We start from the raw sequence: 16644 nt of genomic DNA on the forward strand, positions 1-16644 counted from the left end.
GTGTTCTGACTCCCCCTCAGCCCCGGACCCGGAGGCGGTCGGTGCTGTCCTCGCTGGGCTGGACGACGACGATGCCCTGGCCGGAGAACGCCATCTGGTAGGCCTCGCCGCTGCCCCGGCCGATCAGCGACTGGGCCTTGAAGCTGCGCTTGCCCTTCACCTTGAGGTTCGGGGACCAGGCGACGAGCGCGTCCGGGTCGACGTACGTCTCGTCCTCGCCGCCGCCGCAGTCGACGACGATCGGCTTGCCCCGGGAGGTCAGCGCCACCCAGCCCTGACCGGAGATCCTGGTGTTCCACAGGCCCTGCCCGGCGAATTTGGCGAGCCCCTTGACCCGCTCGACGCCCCAGGTGAGGTGGGCGTCGAAGGCGAGCAGGTTGGTGGCGTTGACCGAGATGCCGTCGCCGTTGAGGTTGATCACGACGACGTCGGCGCCGTAGTCGGCGAGGTAGAGCAGTCCGTCGCCGGAGCACTTCATCAGCGGGGCGCCCTCGCCGGTGATCCAGTCGCGGGCGACCTGGCGGACGGCGGGCGGGTTGGGCTCGTACTGGATGAAGCCCTCGTAGGCGACCATCGACCCCACGCGCGCGAGGAGGTCGCTGCCGGTCTGCATGGCGACCTTCAGCATGTGGTTGCCGTGATTCTCCATGCGGGCGGTGACGGGTGCGGGGGCGTAGCCCGCGAGCGGCTGGTTCATGACGGGCTCCCTCAGACCTCGTACGGCTGGACCACGATGAAGTTGCCGGGAGCGCCCCGGAACTGCAGGTTGACGCTCTCCTCGGTGTCCCCCGGGTAGGCGTTGCGGCGCATCCGGACCTGGCTGGAGACGATCACCTGGGCGGCCGCCGACCAGGCGACCACCGCCTGGCAGTCGGCGAACGTCGTCGGCGTCACCGGCAGCACGACGGGGGTGCCGTGCGTCTTGACGACGATCGTGCCGGTGCCCTGGAACTGCATCGTGAACAGCGCGCCGCCGGGGATGCCGTGGCCCTCGATCCGCCGGACCTCGTACTGGAGGCTCTCGTCGAAGGCGAGGACGTTCTCCGCGGAGACGCAGATCGCGTCGCCCTGGAGCTCCACGGGGTGCAGGTGGGTGGACTCGTCGGCGAGGAACACCTGGCCCTGGCCGGTGCAGCGCATCAGCTGCATCTCCTGGCCGGTGGCGTTGCCGACGATCCGTCCGGTGAACCCGGCGCCCTTGTAGTTGAAGTCGACCTTGCCCTGGTAGAGCACCATGCTGCCCTGCCGGGCCAGCACGGGCTGACCGCCGACGCCGAGGTCGACGCGGATGAGCTTGGAGTTCTGCAGCGTCCAGCGCTGCCCGGTGGGGGTCTCCTTGAACGCCTGGAGGGCGGCCGTCACGCCGGCGCCGCCCTGGGGGGCGCCCTGCGGGACGCCGTACCCGGCGGCCTGCTGGCCGGGGACCTGACCGTACGGCGGCTGCTGGCCGTAGCCGGGAGGCATGGGCGCCCCGGGCTGGCCGCCGTGGGAGGGCTGCTGGCCGTAGCCCGGGGGCAATGGCGCGCCGGGCTGGCCGCCGTAGGGCGGCTGCGGCGGCTGGCCGTACGGCGCGGGGGCCGGGGCCGGAGGCGGGACGGCGCCGCCGGCGGGCGGGGCCAGGGGCGCGATGACCGTCGGCGCGCCGTGCAGGTTCGGGGCCGGCGCCGGGGGCGGGGGCGGGGAGCCGCCGGGCGGGGCGAAGCCCTGCGGGGCCGGAGCGGGCACGGGAGCCGGGGCGGCGGGGGCGGAGAACGCGGGCGGGGCGGCGGCCTGGGCGGGCGGTGCGAAGCCGGGGGCGGCCGTTGACTGCGGCTGCGGCGGGGCGGCCGGGGCCTCCTCCTCCAGCACCTCGCCGCCGAAGTTCTTCAGCAGCGCCTCGAGGCCGCCGTCGAAGCCCTGTCCGACCGCGGCGAACCGCCAGACGTCCTTGAAGTAGAGGTCACCGAGCATCACGGCCCGCTCGGTGGAGAACTCCGAACCGTCGAAGGAGTACCGCGCGACCTCCTCGCCGCCGGCCACGATGCGCAGGTATCCGGGGCCGATCTGCGACATCTGCCCGGCGCCGTCGACGGTCGCCGTGAAGGAGAGCTTGCGGATGCCGTCGGGGACGCGGTCCAGCGTGACGCGGAACGACTCCGTGTCGCCGGCCTGGGCGCCCAGCAGCTGGATGGACTCCTCCGGGGACTTCGGCTGGTTGAAGAAGACGAAGTACCGGTCGTCCGAGAGGCGCTCGTCGGCGTCCAGTCCGAAGCAGCTGATGTCGAAGGTCAGTCCGGGGCCGGCGATCTGCACGCCTACGTACAGATCGGTGCCCGCGGTGAGGTCACTGATCCTGGCCTTGTGGCCGCGTTGGAATTCCCTGGCCATGCGTTACGACCGTCCCCCATCCCGAATGTGAGTGCGTCGCGTCAGGCTAACCGCAAACTTCGGCAAAGGACGCGGCCGGTGCGAGTCGGTACAGAGCCGGTACACAACCGGCCGCACGCCCCGCCGACGGCCCCGGTCACTCGTCGCGCGCGCCGGGCACGTGGGGCAGCCGGCCGGCCGCCACCACCCCTTCGAGGTAGCCGCGGGCCCGCTCGGTGCGCGGGTAGTTCTCCAGCAGCCGCCAGAAGTCGGCCCCGTGACCGGGCACCAGCAGGTGCGCCAGCTCGTGGCAGAGGACGTAGTCCACGACGTACTCCGGCATCCCCTGCAGCCGGTGGGAGAGGCGGATGCTGCCCTCGGCCGGGGTGCACGAGCCCCAGCGGGTGTTCTGGTTGGTGACCCAGCGGACGGACGCGGGGCGCGCCCGGCCGTCGAAGTACTGGGCCGACAGCCGTTCGGCGCGCCCGGTCAGCTCGGCGTCGCCCAGCGTCCGTCTGCTCTCCTGGGCGGCGAGCTTGTCGAGCATGAGGGTCACCCAGCGCCGTTCCTCCGCCTCCGACATCCTGGCGGGGATCAGCACGACGGTGCGGTCGCCCTCACGGTAGGCGGAGACCGTCCGGCGGCGCCGGGTGCTCCTGCGCACCTCGATCGGGCTCGCCCCCGAGCCGCTCGGCGGCTGGTTCGTCATGCCGCGCTGCGGTTGTCCGGCGCGGTTCAGGGGGTCGGCGGGCACGCCCCGACGTTACCCGCTGGGCCGGGCCGAAGTCCCGGCGCCGGGACGCCCGGCCTTGTGCGCCCCTCCGTGTGTCTGATTTGTACGACCGATATGCCCGGGTGATGCCGTCGATTCGTACGACGAACACCCCCAGCCTGTGGACAACCTCGGGCACGCCTCCGGCACGGCCCGGCATGCTTGGCGAGGTCGGCGGAGCACGACCGGCTCCACCGGCCGCGGGATGTCTGCCCGCTCAGGGGACGATTCAGGAGAATGCGACGGACACGGGGGCTGTCATGCATCCGATGGTGAAACCCGCGCTGCGGCGCGGCTGGCGCGACCTCAACACGGTGCAGTTCGGGATGACCCCGGCGCACGCGATGACACTGGGACCGATGGACACGGCGACCGGCAGCTTCCTCGACCTGCTCAACGGCACCCGCGGCCTGCCCCTGCTGCGGGACGAGGGCCGGCGCATGGACCTGCCGGACGGCCACGTCGACACGCTGCTCGCGCGGCTGGGCCGCGCGGGCCTGCTCGACGACACACGCGGCGGCGGACCGGCCGCCGACGCGCTGCGGGAGAGGACGGACGTGATGGAGCGGCTGCGCCCCGACCTCGCCTCACTGTCCCTGACCACGCCCGAACCGGGCGGCGCGCTCGGCCGGCTCGCCGCCCGCGGCTCGCTGCGCGTGCAGGTGCGGGGCGCGGGGCGGGTCGGGGTCCTGCTGGCTTCGGTGCTGTCCGGGGCCGGGGTCGGGGAGGTCGACGTGCGCGACGTGGGGCGGGTCGAGCCGTGGGACGTGGCGCCGGGCGGGCTGTCCGCCGACTCGCTGCGCGAACGCCGGCAGGAGGCGGCCCGGGCGGCCGTCCGCAGAGCGGCCCCGGGCCGGCCGGCGCGCCGCACCCGCTCCGGCCGCGCCACGGCCCCCGACGGCGTGGGCGCCGGCGATCCCGGCCTCTCCCTGGTGATCCTCGCCCCGCGGGACGACGTCGCCGTGCACGCCCCGGACCCGTTCACCGCCGAGCCGCTCATGGCCTCCGGCACGCCCCATCTGTACGCCGGGGTCGTGGAGGGTACGGGCGTGGTCGGGCCCCTCGTCCTGCCCGGCGCCACGGGCTGCGCGGGCTGCCTGCACCAGGAGCGCGCGGACCACGATCCGGCCTGGCCCCGGCTGGTCGCCCAGTGGCGTTCCGGCGACGCCCGCCGGGTGGGAGCCTGTGATCTGGCTCTCGCCACGGCCGTCGCCGGACTGGCCGCGGCCCACGCCACGGCCTTCCTCGACGGGGAGTGGCCGTCCAGCGCGGGCACCCGCTGGGAGGCATCCCTGCCCGGTCTGACCTGGCATTCCCGGCCGGTGGCCGCGCATCCGGCATGCGGCTGCGGGGCGGCGGAGAGGGGTGAGGGGGAGCACTCCTCCACGAATGGGGAGCCACGCGGGACAATGGCTGTACCACGGCCGTCGCCGGAGCAACGACGCGAGGCAGTCGCGTTGCGGCCGACAGGGACTTGGAGGGCGCATGTCTGATCTTCCGCGCAAGGCGGTCACCCGAACCGCCAAGCTCGCCGCGCTCCCGCTCGGCTTCGCCGGCCGGGCGACCTGGGGGCTGGGCAAGCGGATCGTGGGCGAGTCCGCGGAGATCGTCGGCAGGGAACTCCAGCAGCGCACGGCGGAGCAGCTGTTCAAGGTCCTCGGCGAGCTGAAGGGCGGGGCCATGAAGTTCGGGCAGGCGATGTCCGTCTTCGAGTCCGCCCTGCCCGAGGAGATCGCGGGCCCCTACCGCGCGGCGCTGACCAAGCTCCAGGACGCGGCGCCGCCGATGCCCACCCGCACGGTGCACGCGGTGCTCGAGGAGCGGCTGGGCGCCGGGTGGCGTGAGCTGTTCCTGGAGTTCGAGGACAAGCCGGCGGCCGCCGCCTCCATCGGGCAGGTGCACCGGGCGCTGTGGCACGACGGCCGCGAGGTGGCGGTCAAGGTGCAGTACCCGGGCGCGGGCGAGGCCCTGCTGTCCGACCTGAGCCAGCTCAGCCGCTTCGCCCGGCTGCTGGGGCCGCTGATCCCCGGCATGGACATCAAGCCGCTGATCGCGGAGATGCGGGACCGGGTCTCCGAGGAACTGGACTACGCGCTGGAGGCGCAGGCCCAGCAGGCGCACGCGGCGGAGTTCGCGGACGACCCCGACGTGGTGGTCCCGGCGGTGGTCCACCAGTGCGACCAGATCCTGGTCACCGAGTGGATCGACGGGATCCCGCTGTCGGAGGTCATCAACGACGGCACCGAGGAGCAGCGCGACCGGGCCGGCCAGCTCCTGGCCCGCTTCCTCTTCTCGGGCCCGGCCCGCACCGGACTGCTGCACGCCGACCCGCACCCGGGCAACTTCCGCCTGCTGCCGGGCGACCCGGACGGCGACGGCGAGTGGCGCCTGGGCGTCCTGGACTTCGGCACGGTCGACCGGCTCCCGGGCGGTCTGCCGGAGCCGATAGGCGTCTCCCTGCGGATGACCCTGGACGGCGAGGCCGAGACGGTCTACGAGCTGCTGTGCTCGGAGGGGTTCGTCAAGGACTCGATAGAGCTGGATCCCGAGGCGGTCCTCGACTACCTGCTGCCGATCATCGAACCGGCCCGGGTCGAGGCGTTCACCTTCACCCGTTCGTGGATGCGCAGCCAGGCGGCCCGCATCGCCGACGTCCGCTCCCCCGCCTACCAGCTCGGCAAGCGGCTCAACCTGCCGCCGGCTTACCTGCTGATCCACCGGGTGACGCTGAGCACCATCGGTGTGCTCTGCCAGCTCGGGGCCACGGTGCGGCTGCGTGACGAACTGGAGGAGTGGCTGCCCGGCTTCGTCGCGGCGGACGAGCTGGACGAGGAGGAGCCCGCGGAGGCGTGAGCGCCGCGAACGCGCCGCGGGGGCCGGTCCGTGCGGACGGACCGGCCCCCGCGGCGAAGGCTTCGCCTCCCGTCGCCGGGAGGCCACCGCTTCAGGTGTGCCGGATCACTGCATGACGGCCATGGCCAGCGCACGGCGAGCGCGCATCGAGGCGCGCTCCGCCCGGCGCTGCATCCGCCGGGCGGTCGCCAGGCGCACGGCCCGGCGCTCCTGCTCGGCGCCTTGCAGCAGGTCGTGCATATGCGCACGAGCCAGGGCTTCTGGGATGAGTTGCATCTCTCGGGTCCTGTTCTGACGCGAGTCGATCGCGCCGGTGGTGGTGAAGTCTGGGGTCGCGGAGCCTGCGGGCTCGCTGGTGGACGGCTTCATCGGGGCCTGCTTCTTGGGGTCGTGCGTGAGGGGACGGTCGATGGTTCCTGCGGCGTTCATGCTGTGACCGGGTTCTTGCGCGGGCGGCCACGCGGCCGCTTGCGGGCGACGACGACCCCCTGGACGAACAGCTCGCCACCCCAGACGCCCCAGGGCTCACGCCGCTCCTTCGCCCCGGCCAGGCAGGCCTCCATCAGCGGGCAGGTGCGGCAGAGGGACTTGGCGTACTCGACGTCGGCCGGCGACTCGGCGAAGAAGACCTCGGGGTCGTAGGAACGGCAGGGGACGGGTACGCCGAGGTTCTCGATGGCGTCGTCGAGCGCGGTGAGCGCGGTGAGCGGGATCAAGGTGGAGTCCTCCGTGAGGCCGGGCGGGGGGAGCGTTTGTGAAGGCGGTACGGACGGGGCGTGCGCTTCGAGTTGCACGATCAGGTCTTCCTCGTCTGGTCGTTCCGGCCGGTTGACCGGGCGTCGGCTTGGTACCGGGTTCTTTTCCTGTCCCGAGGCCCCTTCGCTCCGTCGTCCCCGTTCGGGGCAAACAGAAGGGCCGCGGATCCCGGGTGGGGTTCCGCGGCCCTGAAGGCGCCGGCCTGATCGGCGATCAGGCTGGATCACTCCAGGGTTCTGGCCCACGGAAGGCCCACATCAGGTGGTGCTGCGTCGTCTGCTTCCGGAATCCGGCACCGGCCGCCGCAAAGGCATAGGCATGCGCCTGTGCCGCTACCGCTTCCAGTGCCTTCGTCGGTCGCTCATTGCGCTCACGGACGGGAAGGACCGCGAGAGCAGGGGAGGACGCCGGACGGACGGCACGGATGCCGGACAGACCGGTGCCCTGGTTCGAGGCGCCGAGCATGCACGTGGAGACGGCCGAGCGATCGGTCATTTTGGCCGCGCTGATGATGGTCTTGATGCTGATCACTTGACTCGCCTCCTCTCGGCGTCTTGGGGGACCGGGGTGAACCGATCCGCTCGGGTATGCAAGTACAACACGGAGTCAGGGCCTCGGAGAAGGCCGCCGCTTCCGTGCCTAGAACCTATGGGGATTCGCGGGGCATGCGCAAACTATTTTTTCGACGAGTTGGGGTCAGTCCTGCCCGCCCTCCGTCCCGATCTCCTGGCCTGCGCAGATGGCCAGAACATCGGCTCCGTAGCGCTGCAGCTTGCGGGCGCGGACGCCGGGGATCCGGGAGAGTTCGGCGGGGTCCTCGGGCCGCGCCTCGGCGATGGCCATCAGGGTGCGGTCGGTGAAGACGCAGAAGTCCGGCTGCCCGCTGCGCTCCGCCTGGACGGCGCGCCATTCACGCAGCCGCTCGTAGACGCCTTCGTCCATGTCGGAGGGGCAGTCCTCGCAGCGCATCAGCTTCATCTCGCCGGCGTCGGTGAGGGTGCGGCCGCAGACCCGGCAGCGGGCCACGGTGCGCTGGGTGCGCCGGGGGACGGCCGGGGCGCGCACGGCCGTGCCGCGTTCGATGCCTCCGGCGGCGCCGGCGCCGGTGCGGCCGGAGGTGGCGGCGCTTCCGGGGCGCAGGCCGTCGAGGAAGCGGCTGGGCCTGCGGTTGGGCCGGCCGCCCGGTGCCCGGGACAGGGACCAGGAGAGGTGGAGGCGCTCCCGGGCGCGGGTCACGCCGACGTAGAGGAGGCGGCGCTCCTCCTCGATCTGTTCGTCGGTCCTGGCGTAGGTGATCGGCACCATGCCCTCGGCGACGCCGACGAGGAAGACCACGTCCCACTCCAGGCCCTTGGCCGCGTGCAGGGAGGCCAGGGTGACGCCCTGGACGGTGGGGGCGTGCTGGGCGCCGGCCCGCTCGTCGAGTTCGGCGACGAAGTCGCCGAGGGTGGCGTCGGGGCGGGCGGCGCAGAAGTCGTGGGCGAGGTTGATCAGGGCGGCCAGCGACTCCCAGCGTTCGCGGACGGCGCCGGAGCCGGCCGGGGGCGTGCTGGTCCAGCCCTCTCCGGAGAGGACGGCGCGCACCTGTGAGGGCAGGTCGACGACGTCGTCCAGCAGGGAGTCGTTGCCGCCGAAGCGGGCCGCGCCGCGCAGGGCGACGCCCGCCTTGCGCACCTCGGGCCGGTCGAAGAAGCGTTCCGCGCCGCGCAGCTGGTAGGGGACGCCGGCGTCGGCCAGGGCCTGCTCGTAGGTCTCGGACTGGGAGTTCGTACGGAACAGGACGGCGATCTCGGAGGCCGGGACGCCGGCGTCGACGAGCTCGCGGATGCGGCGGGCGGCGCCCTCGGCCTCGGCGGGCTCGTCGGTGTACTCGGCGTAGACGGGTTCGGGGCCGGGGGCGCGCTGGGAGACGAGTTCCAGCCGGTGGTCGGCGGCGCGGCCGCGGGCCTGGCCGAGCAGGCCGTTGGCGAGGTGCACGACCTGCGGGGTGGAGCGGTAGTCGCGGATCAGCTTGACGACGGTGGCGCGGGGGTGGCGGGCGCGGAAGTCGATGAGGTGGTCGGGCGTTGCTCCGGTGAACGAGTAGATCGTCTGGCTGGCGTCGCCGACGACGCACAGGCTTTCGCGGTCGCCCAGCCACAGCTCCAGGAGCCGCTGCTGCAGGGGGCTGACGTCCTGGTACTCGTCGACGACGAAGTGCTGGTACTGGGCGCGGACCTGCTCGGCGATGTCGTGCCGGTCCTGCAGGACGGCGACGGTCAGCAACAGGACGTCCTCGAAGTCGATGACCGCGCGGTCCCGCTTGAGGTTCTCGTAGGCGGCGTAGACGTGGGCGATCTCCGCCGGGTCGCGCGGGGCTTCCCGGCCGGCCTTCGCAGCCGCGTACGCGTAGTCGGCCGGGACGGTCTGGGTGACCTTGGACCATTCGATCTCGCCGGTGACGTCCCGCAGCTCGCCCCGGTCGAGGCGGAGGTTGCACGCGGCGGCCGCGTCGGCGACGAGCTGGATCTTGCGGTCGATCAGCCGGGGCATGGAACCACCGACGGCTTTCGGCCAGAAGTACTGGAGCTGCCGCAGCGCGGCGGAGTGGAAGGTGCGGGCCTGGACGCCCTGGGCCCCGAGCTGGCGCAGGCGCCCGCGCATCTCTCCGGCGGCGCGGTTGGTGAAGGTGACGGCGAGCACGCTGGACGGCTGGAGGATGCCCGCCCGGACGCCGTAGGCGATGCGGTGGGTGATCGCCCGGGTCTTGCCGGTGCCCGCTCCGGCCAGGACGCACACCGGGCCGTGCAGGGCGGTGGCCACCTCGCGCTGCTCGGGGTCGAGCCCTTCGAGCACCGCGTCGGGCGTGCCCGGTACCTGCGGGAAGAGGGTGGAGAGCGTTGCTGGTGTCACATGGCCATGCTGCCAGGTCGCCCGGGGCCGCTGTGCCGGTTGTCCACAGGCGGGGGCCCGCGGTCGTACTTATGCGGCGGGCGTCACAGACAGAGGCGGGCCCGGCGGGGCCCGCGCCGTCCGGGCCGGCGCGAAGGGCGGGGAATGCCCGCCCCGCCCGCCGCGTTCACTCCCTGGACGAACTTCCCCGAGCTGCCTGAGGAGCGCGAGAGACATGCAGGGCACTGTGACGATGTACAGCACGACTTGGTGTGGCTACTGCCGTCGGCTGAAGAGCCAGCTGGACCGCGAGGGCATCGCGTACACCGAGATCAACATCGAGCAGGACCCGGAGTCCGCGGCCTTTGTGGAGAAGGCGAACGGCGGAAACCAGACGGTCCCGACCGTCCGGGTGGTCCCCACCGCCGGTGGCAACGAGGTCGTGATGACGAACCCCAGCCTCGCCCAGGTGAAGCAGGCCCTCACCGCCTGACCCTCCCCCGCCGCACGACCCCCGACGGCCTGGACGGCCGGTCGGGGGTTCTGCGTGCCCGCGTGCGTCGCGGACCGGACTGTCGGACCCTGCGGCTACCGTGCGCGGCATGGACAGGCGACGCGACCCCGCCCGCCCCGACGGGCCGGCGGGGTCTGGGACGGCGGACCGTCCCGCGTCCTAGACGACGCTGCGCGTCGGCAGCGGCATGCCGTACCACATCTCGATCAGGCGGGCGGCGATGGAGATGCCGTAGGGCGGCAGCACTTCGCCGGTCTCGAAGGCCGTGCACAGGTCCTCGCGGGAGAACCAGCGGGCCTCGTGGATCTCGTCGCCGTCGACGGTGATGTCGGTGGAGGTGGCGCGGGCCATGAAGCCGAGCATGAGGCTGGACGGGAAGGGCCAGGGCTGGCTGGCCACGTACTCGACCGGGCCGACGACGACGCCCGCTTCCTCGAAGACCTCGCGGCGCACGGCCTGCTCGATGGACTCACCGGGCTCGACGAATCCGGCGAGCGTGGAGAAGCGGCCCTCGGGCCAGTGGACCTGCCGGCCGAGCAGGATCCGGTCGTCCTCGTCGGTGACAGCCATGATCACCGCCGGGTCGGTGCGCGGGTAGTGCTCGGCGCCGCAGGCCTGGCAGCGGCGGATGTGGCCGGCGGCGGCGATGACCGTGCGCTCGCCGCAGCGGGAGCAGAAGCGGTGGGTGCGCTGCCAGTTCTCCAGGCCGACGGCGTGCACCATGAGGCCCGCGTCCCGCGGCGACAGCAGCAGTCCGGCCTCGCGCAGGCCCGCGGGGCGCGCGGACTGGTCGATGCGGCCGGGCAGGGAGTCCTTCTGGAGCGCGAAGTAGCTGACGCCCTCCTCGTCGTTGCCGAGGAAGTAGCGGTGGGCTTCGGTGAGCGGCGCCTCGAAGGACGGGGTCATGACGAGCTCGGTGCGGCCGTCGGGCGTCTCGTCGATGAGGACCTGGCCGCCGGAGACCACGAAGCAGCGGGTCGTGGGGTGGCTCCACGCCGCCGCGAGCCAGGCTTCGTCGAGCCGGTGGTGGGCGGCGCGGTCGATGCCGCCCGGGGCGGTCAGTGAGATGGGGCGGTCGGTGGTCTGGTCGGTCCAGGTGGTCACGGGTGCTTCCAACTCCCCCAGTGCAAGTGCAACGGTTCGTTTCGGCGGGTGGTTCGGCGGACTAAGGGCGGGAGCGCACCGGGCGGGCGGGGCGTGCGGGCGGTTCCTCAAGTGTGCCCCGCGCGTACGGCGGTCGCCGGTCAGGGGGCGTGCCGCCAGTTCTCGGCGAGGTCGCCCCACAGGTAGGCGCTGGTCTCGACGCCCTTGAGGAGGAGGTCCAGCTCGACCTTCTCGTTGGGGGCGTGCCAGCCGTCGGAGGGGACTGAGATGCCGAGGAAGAGGACGGGTGCGCCGAGGACCTCCTGGAGGTCGGCGGCGGGTCCGGAGCCGCCCTCGCGGGTGTAGCGGACGGGTCCCTCGAAGGCCCGGCTCATGGCGCGGACCACGGACTGCAGAGCGGGGTGGTCGAGCGGGGTCAGGCACGGGCGGGTGGCGGCGCCGAACTCGATCTCCTGCCGGATTCCGGCGGGCATCCGCTCGGCGGCCCAGGCGCGGACGGCCTTCTCGATGTGGTCGGGGTCCTGGCCCGCGACGAGGCGGAAGGAGAGCTTCACCGTGGCGGAGGACGGGATGATCGTCTTGCTGCCGGGGCCCTGGTAGCCGCCGCCGATGCCGTTGACCTCGGCGGTGGGGCGGGCCCAGACGCGCTCCAGGGTGGTGTGCCCGGCCTCGCCGTGGGTCGCGCGCGACCTGGCGGTGCGCAGCCACCGCTCCTCGTCGAAGGGGAGCTGGGCGAACAGTTCGCGCTCGCGGTCGGTCAGCTCGACGACGCCGTCGTAGAAGCCGGGGACGGCCACGCGCGCGTGCTCGTCGTGCAGGCCGGCGACCAGGCGGGCCGCGGCGGTGGCCGGGTTGGGCACGGCACCGCCGAAGGAGCCGGAGTGGATGTCCTGGTCGGGGCCGTACAGACGGATCTCGCACTCGGCGAGGCCGCGCATGCCGGTGCAGACGGTCGGGGTGTCCTCGGACCACATGCCGGTGTCGGAGACGATGACGGCGTCCGCGGCGAGCCGGCCGACGCGCTCTTCCACCAGGGCACGGAAGTGCGGGGAGCCGGACTCCTCCTCGCCCTCGATGAGGAGCTTGAGGTTGACCGCGGGTGCGGTGCGGCCGGTGGCGGCGAGGTGGGCGCGGACCCCGAGTGTGTGGAAGAACACCTGGCCCTTGTCGTCGGCGGCCCCGCGCGCGTGGAGGCGGTTGCCGCGGACGACCGGCTCGAAGGGCTCGCTGTCCCAGCCGTCCTCGAGGGCGGCGGGCTGCACGTCGTGGTGGCCGTAGACGAGCACGGTGGGCGCCTGGGGGTCGCCGGAGGGCCACTCGGCGAAGACGGCCGGGGCGCCCGGGGTCGGCCAGACCTCGACGGTCGGGAAGCCGGTCTCCGCCAGCTTCGCGGCGAGCCAGTCGGCGCTGCGCCGTACATCGGGTGCGTGGTCGGGCTGGGCCGACACGGAGGGGATGCGCAGCCATGCGGCGAGGTCGTCGAGGAAGGCGGCGCGGTGCTCTTCGATGTACGTGCGGACGGCGCTGTCCGGGGTCTGGCTCATGCTCACGAGCCTATCGGCCCGCAGGGGCATCCTCGGCGGGCTGTTCGTCACACTCGGGCGCCCCCGGCCGCCTCTCGCGGGTGGTCCGGGTGATCGTCGGTGAGCAGCCGTTCCAGGGCGGCACGGTCCGGCAGGTCCTCGGGGCGTACGACCTCGCCGGTGCGCACGTACAGGAAGGCGGCCGTGACCGACTCGGGCGGTACGCCCTGCTGCTCGGCCCAGGCCAGCCGGTACACGGCGAGCTGGAGCGGGTCGGCGGTGTGGGCGCGGTTGGTCTTCCAGTCGACGATCTCGTAGGTCGCGCGGTCGCCGTCGCCGCTTCGGTAGACGGCGTCGATGCGGCCGCGCACGACCCGTCCGGCGAGGGTGAGCTGGAAGGGCGCCTCGATCCGGTAGGGGGTGCGGTGGGCGTACTCGGTGTTCTCGAAGGCCTCCTTGAGGGCCTCGAGGTCGCGCTCGTCGGCGATCTCGGCCTCGGCGCCGGGCAACTCGTCCGGCTCGAGCATGGGCAGGGTGAGCTCCTCGAAGCGGGCTTCGACCCAGGCGTGGAAGCGGGTGCCCCGGCGTGCGGCGGGCTGCGGGGGGCGTGGCATGGGGCGGGCGAGTTCCTGCGCGAGTCCGTCGGGGTCCTGGGCGAGGAGCATCAGCTGGGACGCGGTGAGGGTGGCCGGCAGGGGGACTTCGGTGATGCCGCGGCGGGCGCGCAGCAGCTCTCCGGTGAGCGCGTCGAGGTCGCGGTCCCAGGAGGCGATGGCGCGGGCCTCCTCGGGGGTGACGCCGGTCTCGTCCCCGGCGGGGGGCGCGGGGTACGCGGGTCCGGCGGGCCTGGTGCAGTGCGCGGGGTGCGCCGGTCCGGCGGGGGCGTGCCCGCGGTGTCCGGCCCGCTCGTCGGGGGCGGGTGCCTGGTGGGGCACGGCCGGCCGTTCGGCGGTCCAGGTGTCCCAGTCGTCGGGCTCCCGCGGGGCGGGGGCGTGCCCGCCGCGCGCGGATCGCGCCTCGTGGGGCACGCCGTCGTTGGAGTTTTCGTTGTCGGGGCCCTCGCCGTAAGGGGCTTCGCCGTAGGGATCCTCGCCGTACGGGTCCCCGCCGTACGGGTCCTCGCCGTACGGGTCCTCCCCGTACGGGTCGTCGCCGTACGGGAACGCCTCCTCGTGCGGGAAGTCCTCGCCGGCCGGGAAGTCCTCGTCCGGCGGCGTCGGCCAGTCCGGGTCGCCGGGGGCGCCGGGGTCGTGGTCGGTGTGGAGCCGGACGGCCAGGGCGTCCAGGTGGGCGCGGACCGTCGCGGCGGCCGCGCGGCGCCGCGCCAGGGCGGTGTCGTCCAGCGGCAGCGGCCACGCCTGGTCGGCGCCGGCCGTGTGCAGGGCCGGGTTCTCCTCGTCCTCGGCGGGTTCGTCGGCCCAGGCCTCGATCTCGCCGTGGCCCGCGGCGCAGTGGTCGTGGAGGGCCTGGAGGAAGTCGGAGGGCCCGCGCGGCTTCTTCTGGCTGGGTCCCCACCAGTGTCCGGAGCCGAGGAGCAGGGAGCGGGGGCGGGTGAAGGTGACGTAGCCGAGGCGCAGTTCCTCGGTGCGCTGGTGCTCCTTCATGGCCTCGTGGAAGGCCTTCATGCCCCGGGAGTCCCAGGAGCCGACGTCGGGCAGGGTGTCGGTGTCGCCGCGCAGGGCGTGCGGCAGCACCTTGGCCTGCGCGGTCCACTTCTCGCGGCCCTGGGCGCTGGGGAAGGTGCCGGTCACCAGTCCGGGGACGGCCACGACGTCCCACTCCAGGCCCTTGGACTTGTGCGCGGTGAGGACCTTGACGGTGTTCTCGCCGCCGGGCAGGGCGTTGTCGAGGCCCTTCTCGTACTGGGCGGCGGTGCGCAGGAAGCCGAGGAAGGCCAGCAGGGTGGCCTCGCCGTCGCCGGCCGCGAAGGAGGCGGCGACGTCGAGGAAGTTGGACAGGGTCTCGCGGCGGCGCGCGGCGAGCGCGTGCGGGGACGCGGAGAGCTCCACCTCCAGGCCGGTGACGGCGAGGACGCGGTGCAGGACGTCGAGGAGCGGGTCGGCCAGGGAGCGGCGCAGATCGCGGAGCTCCCTGGCGAGGTGGGCGAAGCGCACGCGCGCGTCCGGGGAGAACGGCAGTGCGTCGTCGTCCCGCCCGTCCTCGCGCAGGGGTGACTCCAGGAACGTGTCCAGGGCGTCCGCGAGCGATATCACCTCCGAGGGGTCGGTCCCCTCGACGGCCTGCGCGAGCCTGCGGTCGGGGTCGTCGGCGCCGTCCGCCCGCGCGTGGGCGACCAGCAGCCGGGCGCGGCGGCCCAGGAGGGCGAGGTCGCGGGGGCCGATGCGCCAGCGCGGGCCGGTGAGCAGGCGGACGAGGGAGGCGTTGGCCCCGGGATCCTGGAGGACCTCGCAGACGGCGACCAGGTCGGCGATCTCGGGCAGGTGCAGCAGCCCTGAGAGGCCGACGACCTCGACGGGGATGTCACGGGCGACGAGCGCGCCCTGGATCTCGGCGAAGTCGGTGGCCGTGCGGCACAGCACGGCGATCTCGCCGGGCGCCCGGCCGGTGCGGACGAGGTGGGCGATGGAGTCGGCGATCCACTCGGTCTCCTCGGCGTGGGTGCGCAGCAGGGCGCAGCGGACCGTGCCCTCGTGCTCGGCGCCGGGGGCCGGGCGGAGGGCCTCCACGCCCGCGTGCATGGCGCGCAGCGGCTCGGCGAGGCCGTTGGCGAGGTCGAGCAGGCGGCCCCCGCTGCGGCGGTTCTCGCTGAGTGCCTGGCGGGTGGCGGGCCGGCCGTCGCCGCGGGCGAAGTGCTCGGGGAAGTCGTCGAGGTTGGCGACGGATGCGCCGCGCCAGCCGTAGATGGCCTGGCAGGGGTCGCCGACGGCGGTCACGGGGTGGCCGGTGCCGCCGCCGAACAGGCCCGACAGCAGGACGCGCTGGGCGACGGAGGTGTCCTGGTACTCGTCCAGGAGCACGACGCGGAACTCCTCGCGCAGCAGGCGGCCCACCTCGGGGATGCCGGCGAGGCGGGCGGACAGCGCGATCTGGTCGCCGAAGTCGAGCAGGTCGCGTTCGCGCTTGGCGGCCCGGTAGCGCAGGACGAGGCCGGCGAGTTCGCGGCGGGCGGCCGCGGTCTCGGGGACCCTGCGCAGGTCGGCGTTGGTGAGTCTGACGCCGGCCAGGGTCTGCAGCAGGCCTGCGTCCCAGGCGCGCAGCTCCTCGGGGTCGACGAGGTGTTCGGCGAGCTCGGAGTCGAGGGTGAGCAGGTCGCTGACGAGGTCGGCGAAGGAGCGGGTGAGCGCGGGGTAGGGGCCGGGCGCCTCGCGCAGCACGCGCGCGGCGAGCTGGTAGCGGGTGGCGTCGGCGAGCAGCCGGGACGTGGGTTCGAGCCCGAGGCGCAGGCCGTGGTCGGTCAGCAGCCGGCCGGCGAAGGCGTGGTAGGTCGAGATGACCGGCTCGCCCGGCGGGTTGCCGTTGTCCGGCCCGACGGGTCCGGCCGGCGGTTGCGCCGGCGAGGGGTGCCCGCCGGGCGGCGGGAGGGCGTCGGGGTCGGTGACGCCGGCCTTGATCAGCGCGGTGCGGACGCGTTCGGCGAGTTCGCCCGCGGCCTTGTTGGTGAAGGTCAGGCCGAGCACCTGTTCCGGGGCGACCTGGCCGGTGCCCACCAGCCAGACCACGCGGGCCGCCATCACCGTTGTCTTGCCCGAGCCGGCTCCGGCCACGATCACCTGCGGGGCGGGCGGCGCGGTGATGCAGGCCGTCTGCTCCGGGGTGAACGGGATGCCGAGGAGCTCCTTGAGCTGCTCGGGGTCGGTGATACGGGCAGGCATGTCGTCAGAGGCTAGCGGCGAGCACTGACAACCGGGCGCACGCGGACCGCGCTGACGGGAAGAACCGCAGCT

The 16644-nt window shown here is 73.6% G+C and carries 13 protein-coding genes; 3 read left to right on the forward strand and 10 right to left on the reverse strand.

Annotation, left to right across the window (positions count from 1 at the left end):
• Positions 1-16: 16 nt before the first annotated feature.
• The 3 genes from TNCT1_RS01110 to TNCT1_RS01120 all read right to left on the reverse strand — a co-directional run bounded on the left by TNCT1_RS01110 (position 17) and on the right by TNCT1_RS01120 (position 3100).
• Positions 17-697, reverse strand: a complete 681-nt coding sequence (locus tag TNCT1_RS01110; protein ID WP_143627154.1) for an AIM24 family protein — start codon at positions 695-697, stop codon at positions 17-19.
• Between the two features lie 11 nt (positions 698-708).
• On the reverse strand, positions 709-2367 hold the full coding sequence (locus TNCT1_RS01115) for a TerD family protein (RefSeq protein WP_143627156.1): 1659 nt from the start codon (positions 2365-2367) through the stop codon (positions 709-711).
• 136 nt (positions 2368-2503) lie between these two features.
• Positions 2504-3100, reverse strand: a complete 597-nt coding sequence (locus TNCT1_RS01120) for a M48 family metallopeptidase (RefSeq protein ID WP_143627159.1) — start codon at positions 3098-3100, stop codon at positions 2504-2506.
• 278 nt (positions 3101-3378) lie between these two features.
• Between TNCT1_RS01120 and TNCT1_RS01125 the strand changes: the two genes are divergently transcribed.
• Complete coding sequence (locus TNCT1_RS01125) at positions 3379-4611, forward strand: TOMM precursor leader peptide-binding protein (RefSeq protein WP_143627161.1); 1233 nt, start codon at positions 3379-3381, stop codon at positions 4609-4611.
• Positions 4604-5971: an AarF/ABC1/UbiB kinase family protein gene (locus TNCT1_RS01130; protein WP_143627163.1), complete on the forward strand. Its 1368-nt coding sequence runs from the start codon at positions 4604-4606 to the stop codon at positions 5969-5971. Before TNCT1_RS01125 ends, TNCT1_RS01130 begins: the two co-directional genes overlap by 8 nt.
• 105 nt (positions 5972-6076) lie before the next feature.
• On the opposite strand, the gene TNCT1_RS01135 is transcribed toward TNCT1_RS01130, so the two are convergent.
• The 4 genes from TNCT1_RS01135 to TNCT1_RS01150 form a co-directional block, all read right to left on the reverse strand.
• Positions 6077-6400 (reverse strand): hypothetical protein, encoded by a 324-nt coding sequence (locus TNCT1_RS01135; protein WP_143627165.1) that lies wholly within the window; start codon positions 6398-6400, stop codon positions 6077-6079.
• A complete protein-coding gene (locus TNCT1_RS01140) occupies positions 6397-6765 on the reverse strand; it encodes a WhiB family transcriptional regulator (protein WP_143627167.1) in 369 nt (122 codons plus the stop codon). Before TNCT1_RS01140 ends, TNCT1_RS01135 begins: the two co-directional genes overlap by 4 nt.
• A 175-nt stretch (positions 6766-6940) precedes the next feature.
• Positions 6941-7222 carry a hypothetical protein gene (locus TNCT1_RS01145; RefSeq protein ID WP_373920455.1) on the reverse strand — a complete coding sequence of 94 codons (282 nt, stop codon included), beginning with the start codon at positions 7220-7222 and terminating at the stop codon, positions 6941-6943.
• A gap of 201 nt (positions 7223-7423) precedes the next feature.
• Entirely contained in the window at positions 7424-9619 is a 2196-nt protein-coding gene (locus tag TNCT1_RS01150; RefSeq protein WP_143627171.1) for an ATP-dependent DNA helicase UvrD2, read from the reverse strand.
• Positions 9620-9833: 214 nt separating this feature from the next.
• Here TNCT1_RS01150 and TNCT1_RS01155 point away from each other — a divergent pair, with 214 nt between their 5' ends.
• Positions 9834-10091, forward strand: coding sequence for a mycoredoxin (locus TNCT1_RS01155; protein ID WP_143627174.1), 258 nt, complete (start codon positions 9834-9836; stop codon positions 10089-10091).
• 180 nt (positions 10092-10271) lie between these two features.
• On the opposite strand, the gene nudC is transcribed toward TNCT1_RS01155, so the two are convergent.
• The 3 genes from nudC to TNCT1_RS01170 form a co-directional block, all read right to left on the reverse strand.
• Positions 10272-11216 carry an NAD(+) diphosphatase gene (gene nudC / locus TNCT1_RS01160; RefSeq protein ID WP_143627176.1) on the reverse strand — a complete coding sequence of 315 codons (945 nt, stop codon included), beginning with the start codon at positions 11214-11216 and terminating at the stop codon, positions 10272-10274.
• 140 nt (positions 11217-11356) lie between these two features.
• Entirely contained in the window at positions 11357-12760 is a 1404-nt protein-coding gene (locus tag TNCT1_RS01165) for a dipeptidase (protein ID WP_143627178.1), read from the reverse strand.
• Between the two features lie 47 nt (positions 12761-12807).
• Positions 12808-16572 (reverse strand): ATP-dependent DNA helicase, encoded by a 3765-nt coding sequence (locus TNCT1_RS01170; protein WP_143627181.1) that lies wholly within the window; start codon positions 16570-16572, stop codon positions 12808-12810.
• Positions 16573-16644: the final 72 nt, after the last annotated feature.

It is taken from the genome of Streptomyces sp. 1-11, assembly GCF_007176755.1.
GTDB lineage: Bacteria > Actinomycetota > Actinomycetes > Streptomycetales > Streptomycetaceae > Streptomyces.

What these genes read in the sequence shown, in the direction of transcription:
- TNCT1_RS01115 (WP_143627156.1), bottom strand. Translation starts at nt 2,367, where the DNA reads ATGGCCAGGGAATTCCAACGCGGCCACAAGGCCAGGATCAGTGACCTC.
- TNCT1_RS01170 (WP_143627181.1), bottom strand. Translation starts at nt 16,572, where the DNA reads ATGCCTGCCCGTATCACCGACCCCGAGCAGCTCAAGGAGCTCCTCGGC.
- TNCT1_RS01155 (WP_143627174.1), top strand. Translation starts at nt 9,834, where the DNA reads ATGCAGGGCACTGTGACGATGTACAGCACGACTTGGTGTGGCTACTGC.
- TNCT1_RS01135 (WP_143627165.1), bottom strand. Translation starts at nt 6,400, where the DNA reads ATGAACGCCGCAGGAACCATCGACCGTCCCCTCACGCACGACCCCAAG.
- TNCT1_RS01130 (WP_143627163.1), top strand. Translation starts at nt 4,604, where the DNA reads ATGTCTGATCTTCCGCGCAAGGCGGTCACCCGAACCGCCAAGCTCGCC.
- TNCT1_RS01165 (WP_143627178.1), bottom strand. Translation starts at nt 12,760, where the DNA reads ATGAGCCAGACCCCGGACAGCGCCGTCCGCACGTACATCGAAGAGCAC.
- TNCT1_RS01125 (WP_143627161.1), top strand. Translation starts at nt 3,379, where the DNA reads ATGCATCCGATGGTGAAACCCGCGCTGCGGCGCGGCTGGCGCGACCTC.
- TNCT1_RS01110 (WP_143627154.1), bottom strand. Translation starts at nt 697, where the DNA reads ATGAACCAGCCGCTCGCGGGCTACGCCCCCGCACCCGTCACCGCCCGC.
- TNCT1_RS01145 (WP_373920455.1), bottom strand. Translation starts at nt 7,222, where the DNA reads ATGACCGATCGCTCGGCCGTCTCCACGTGCATGCTCGGCGCCTCGAAC.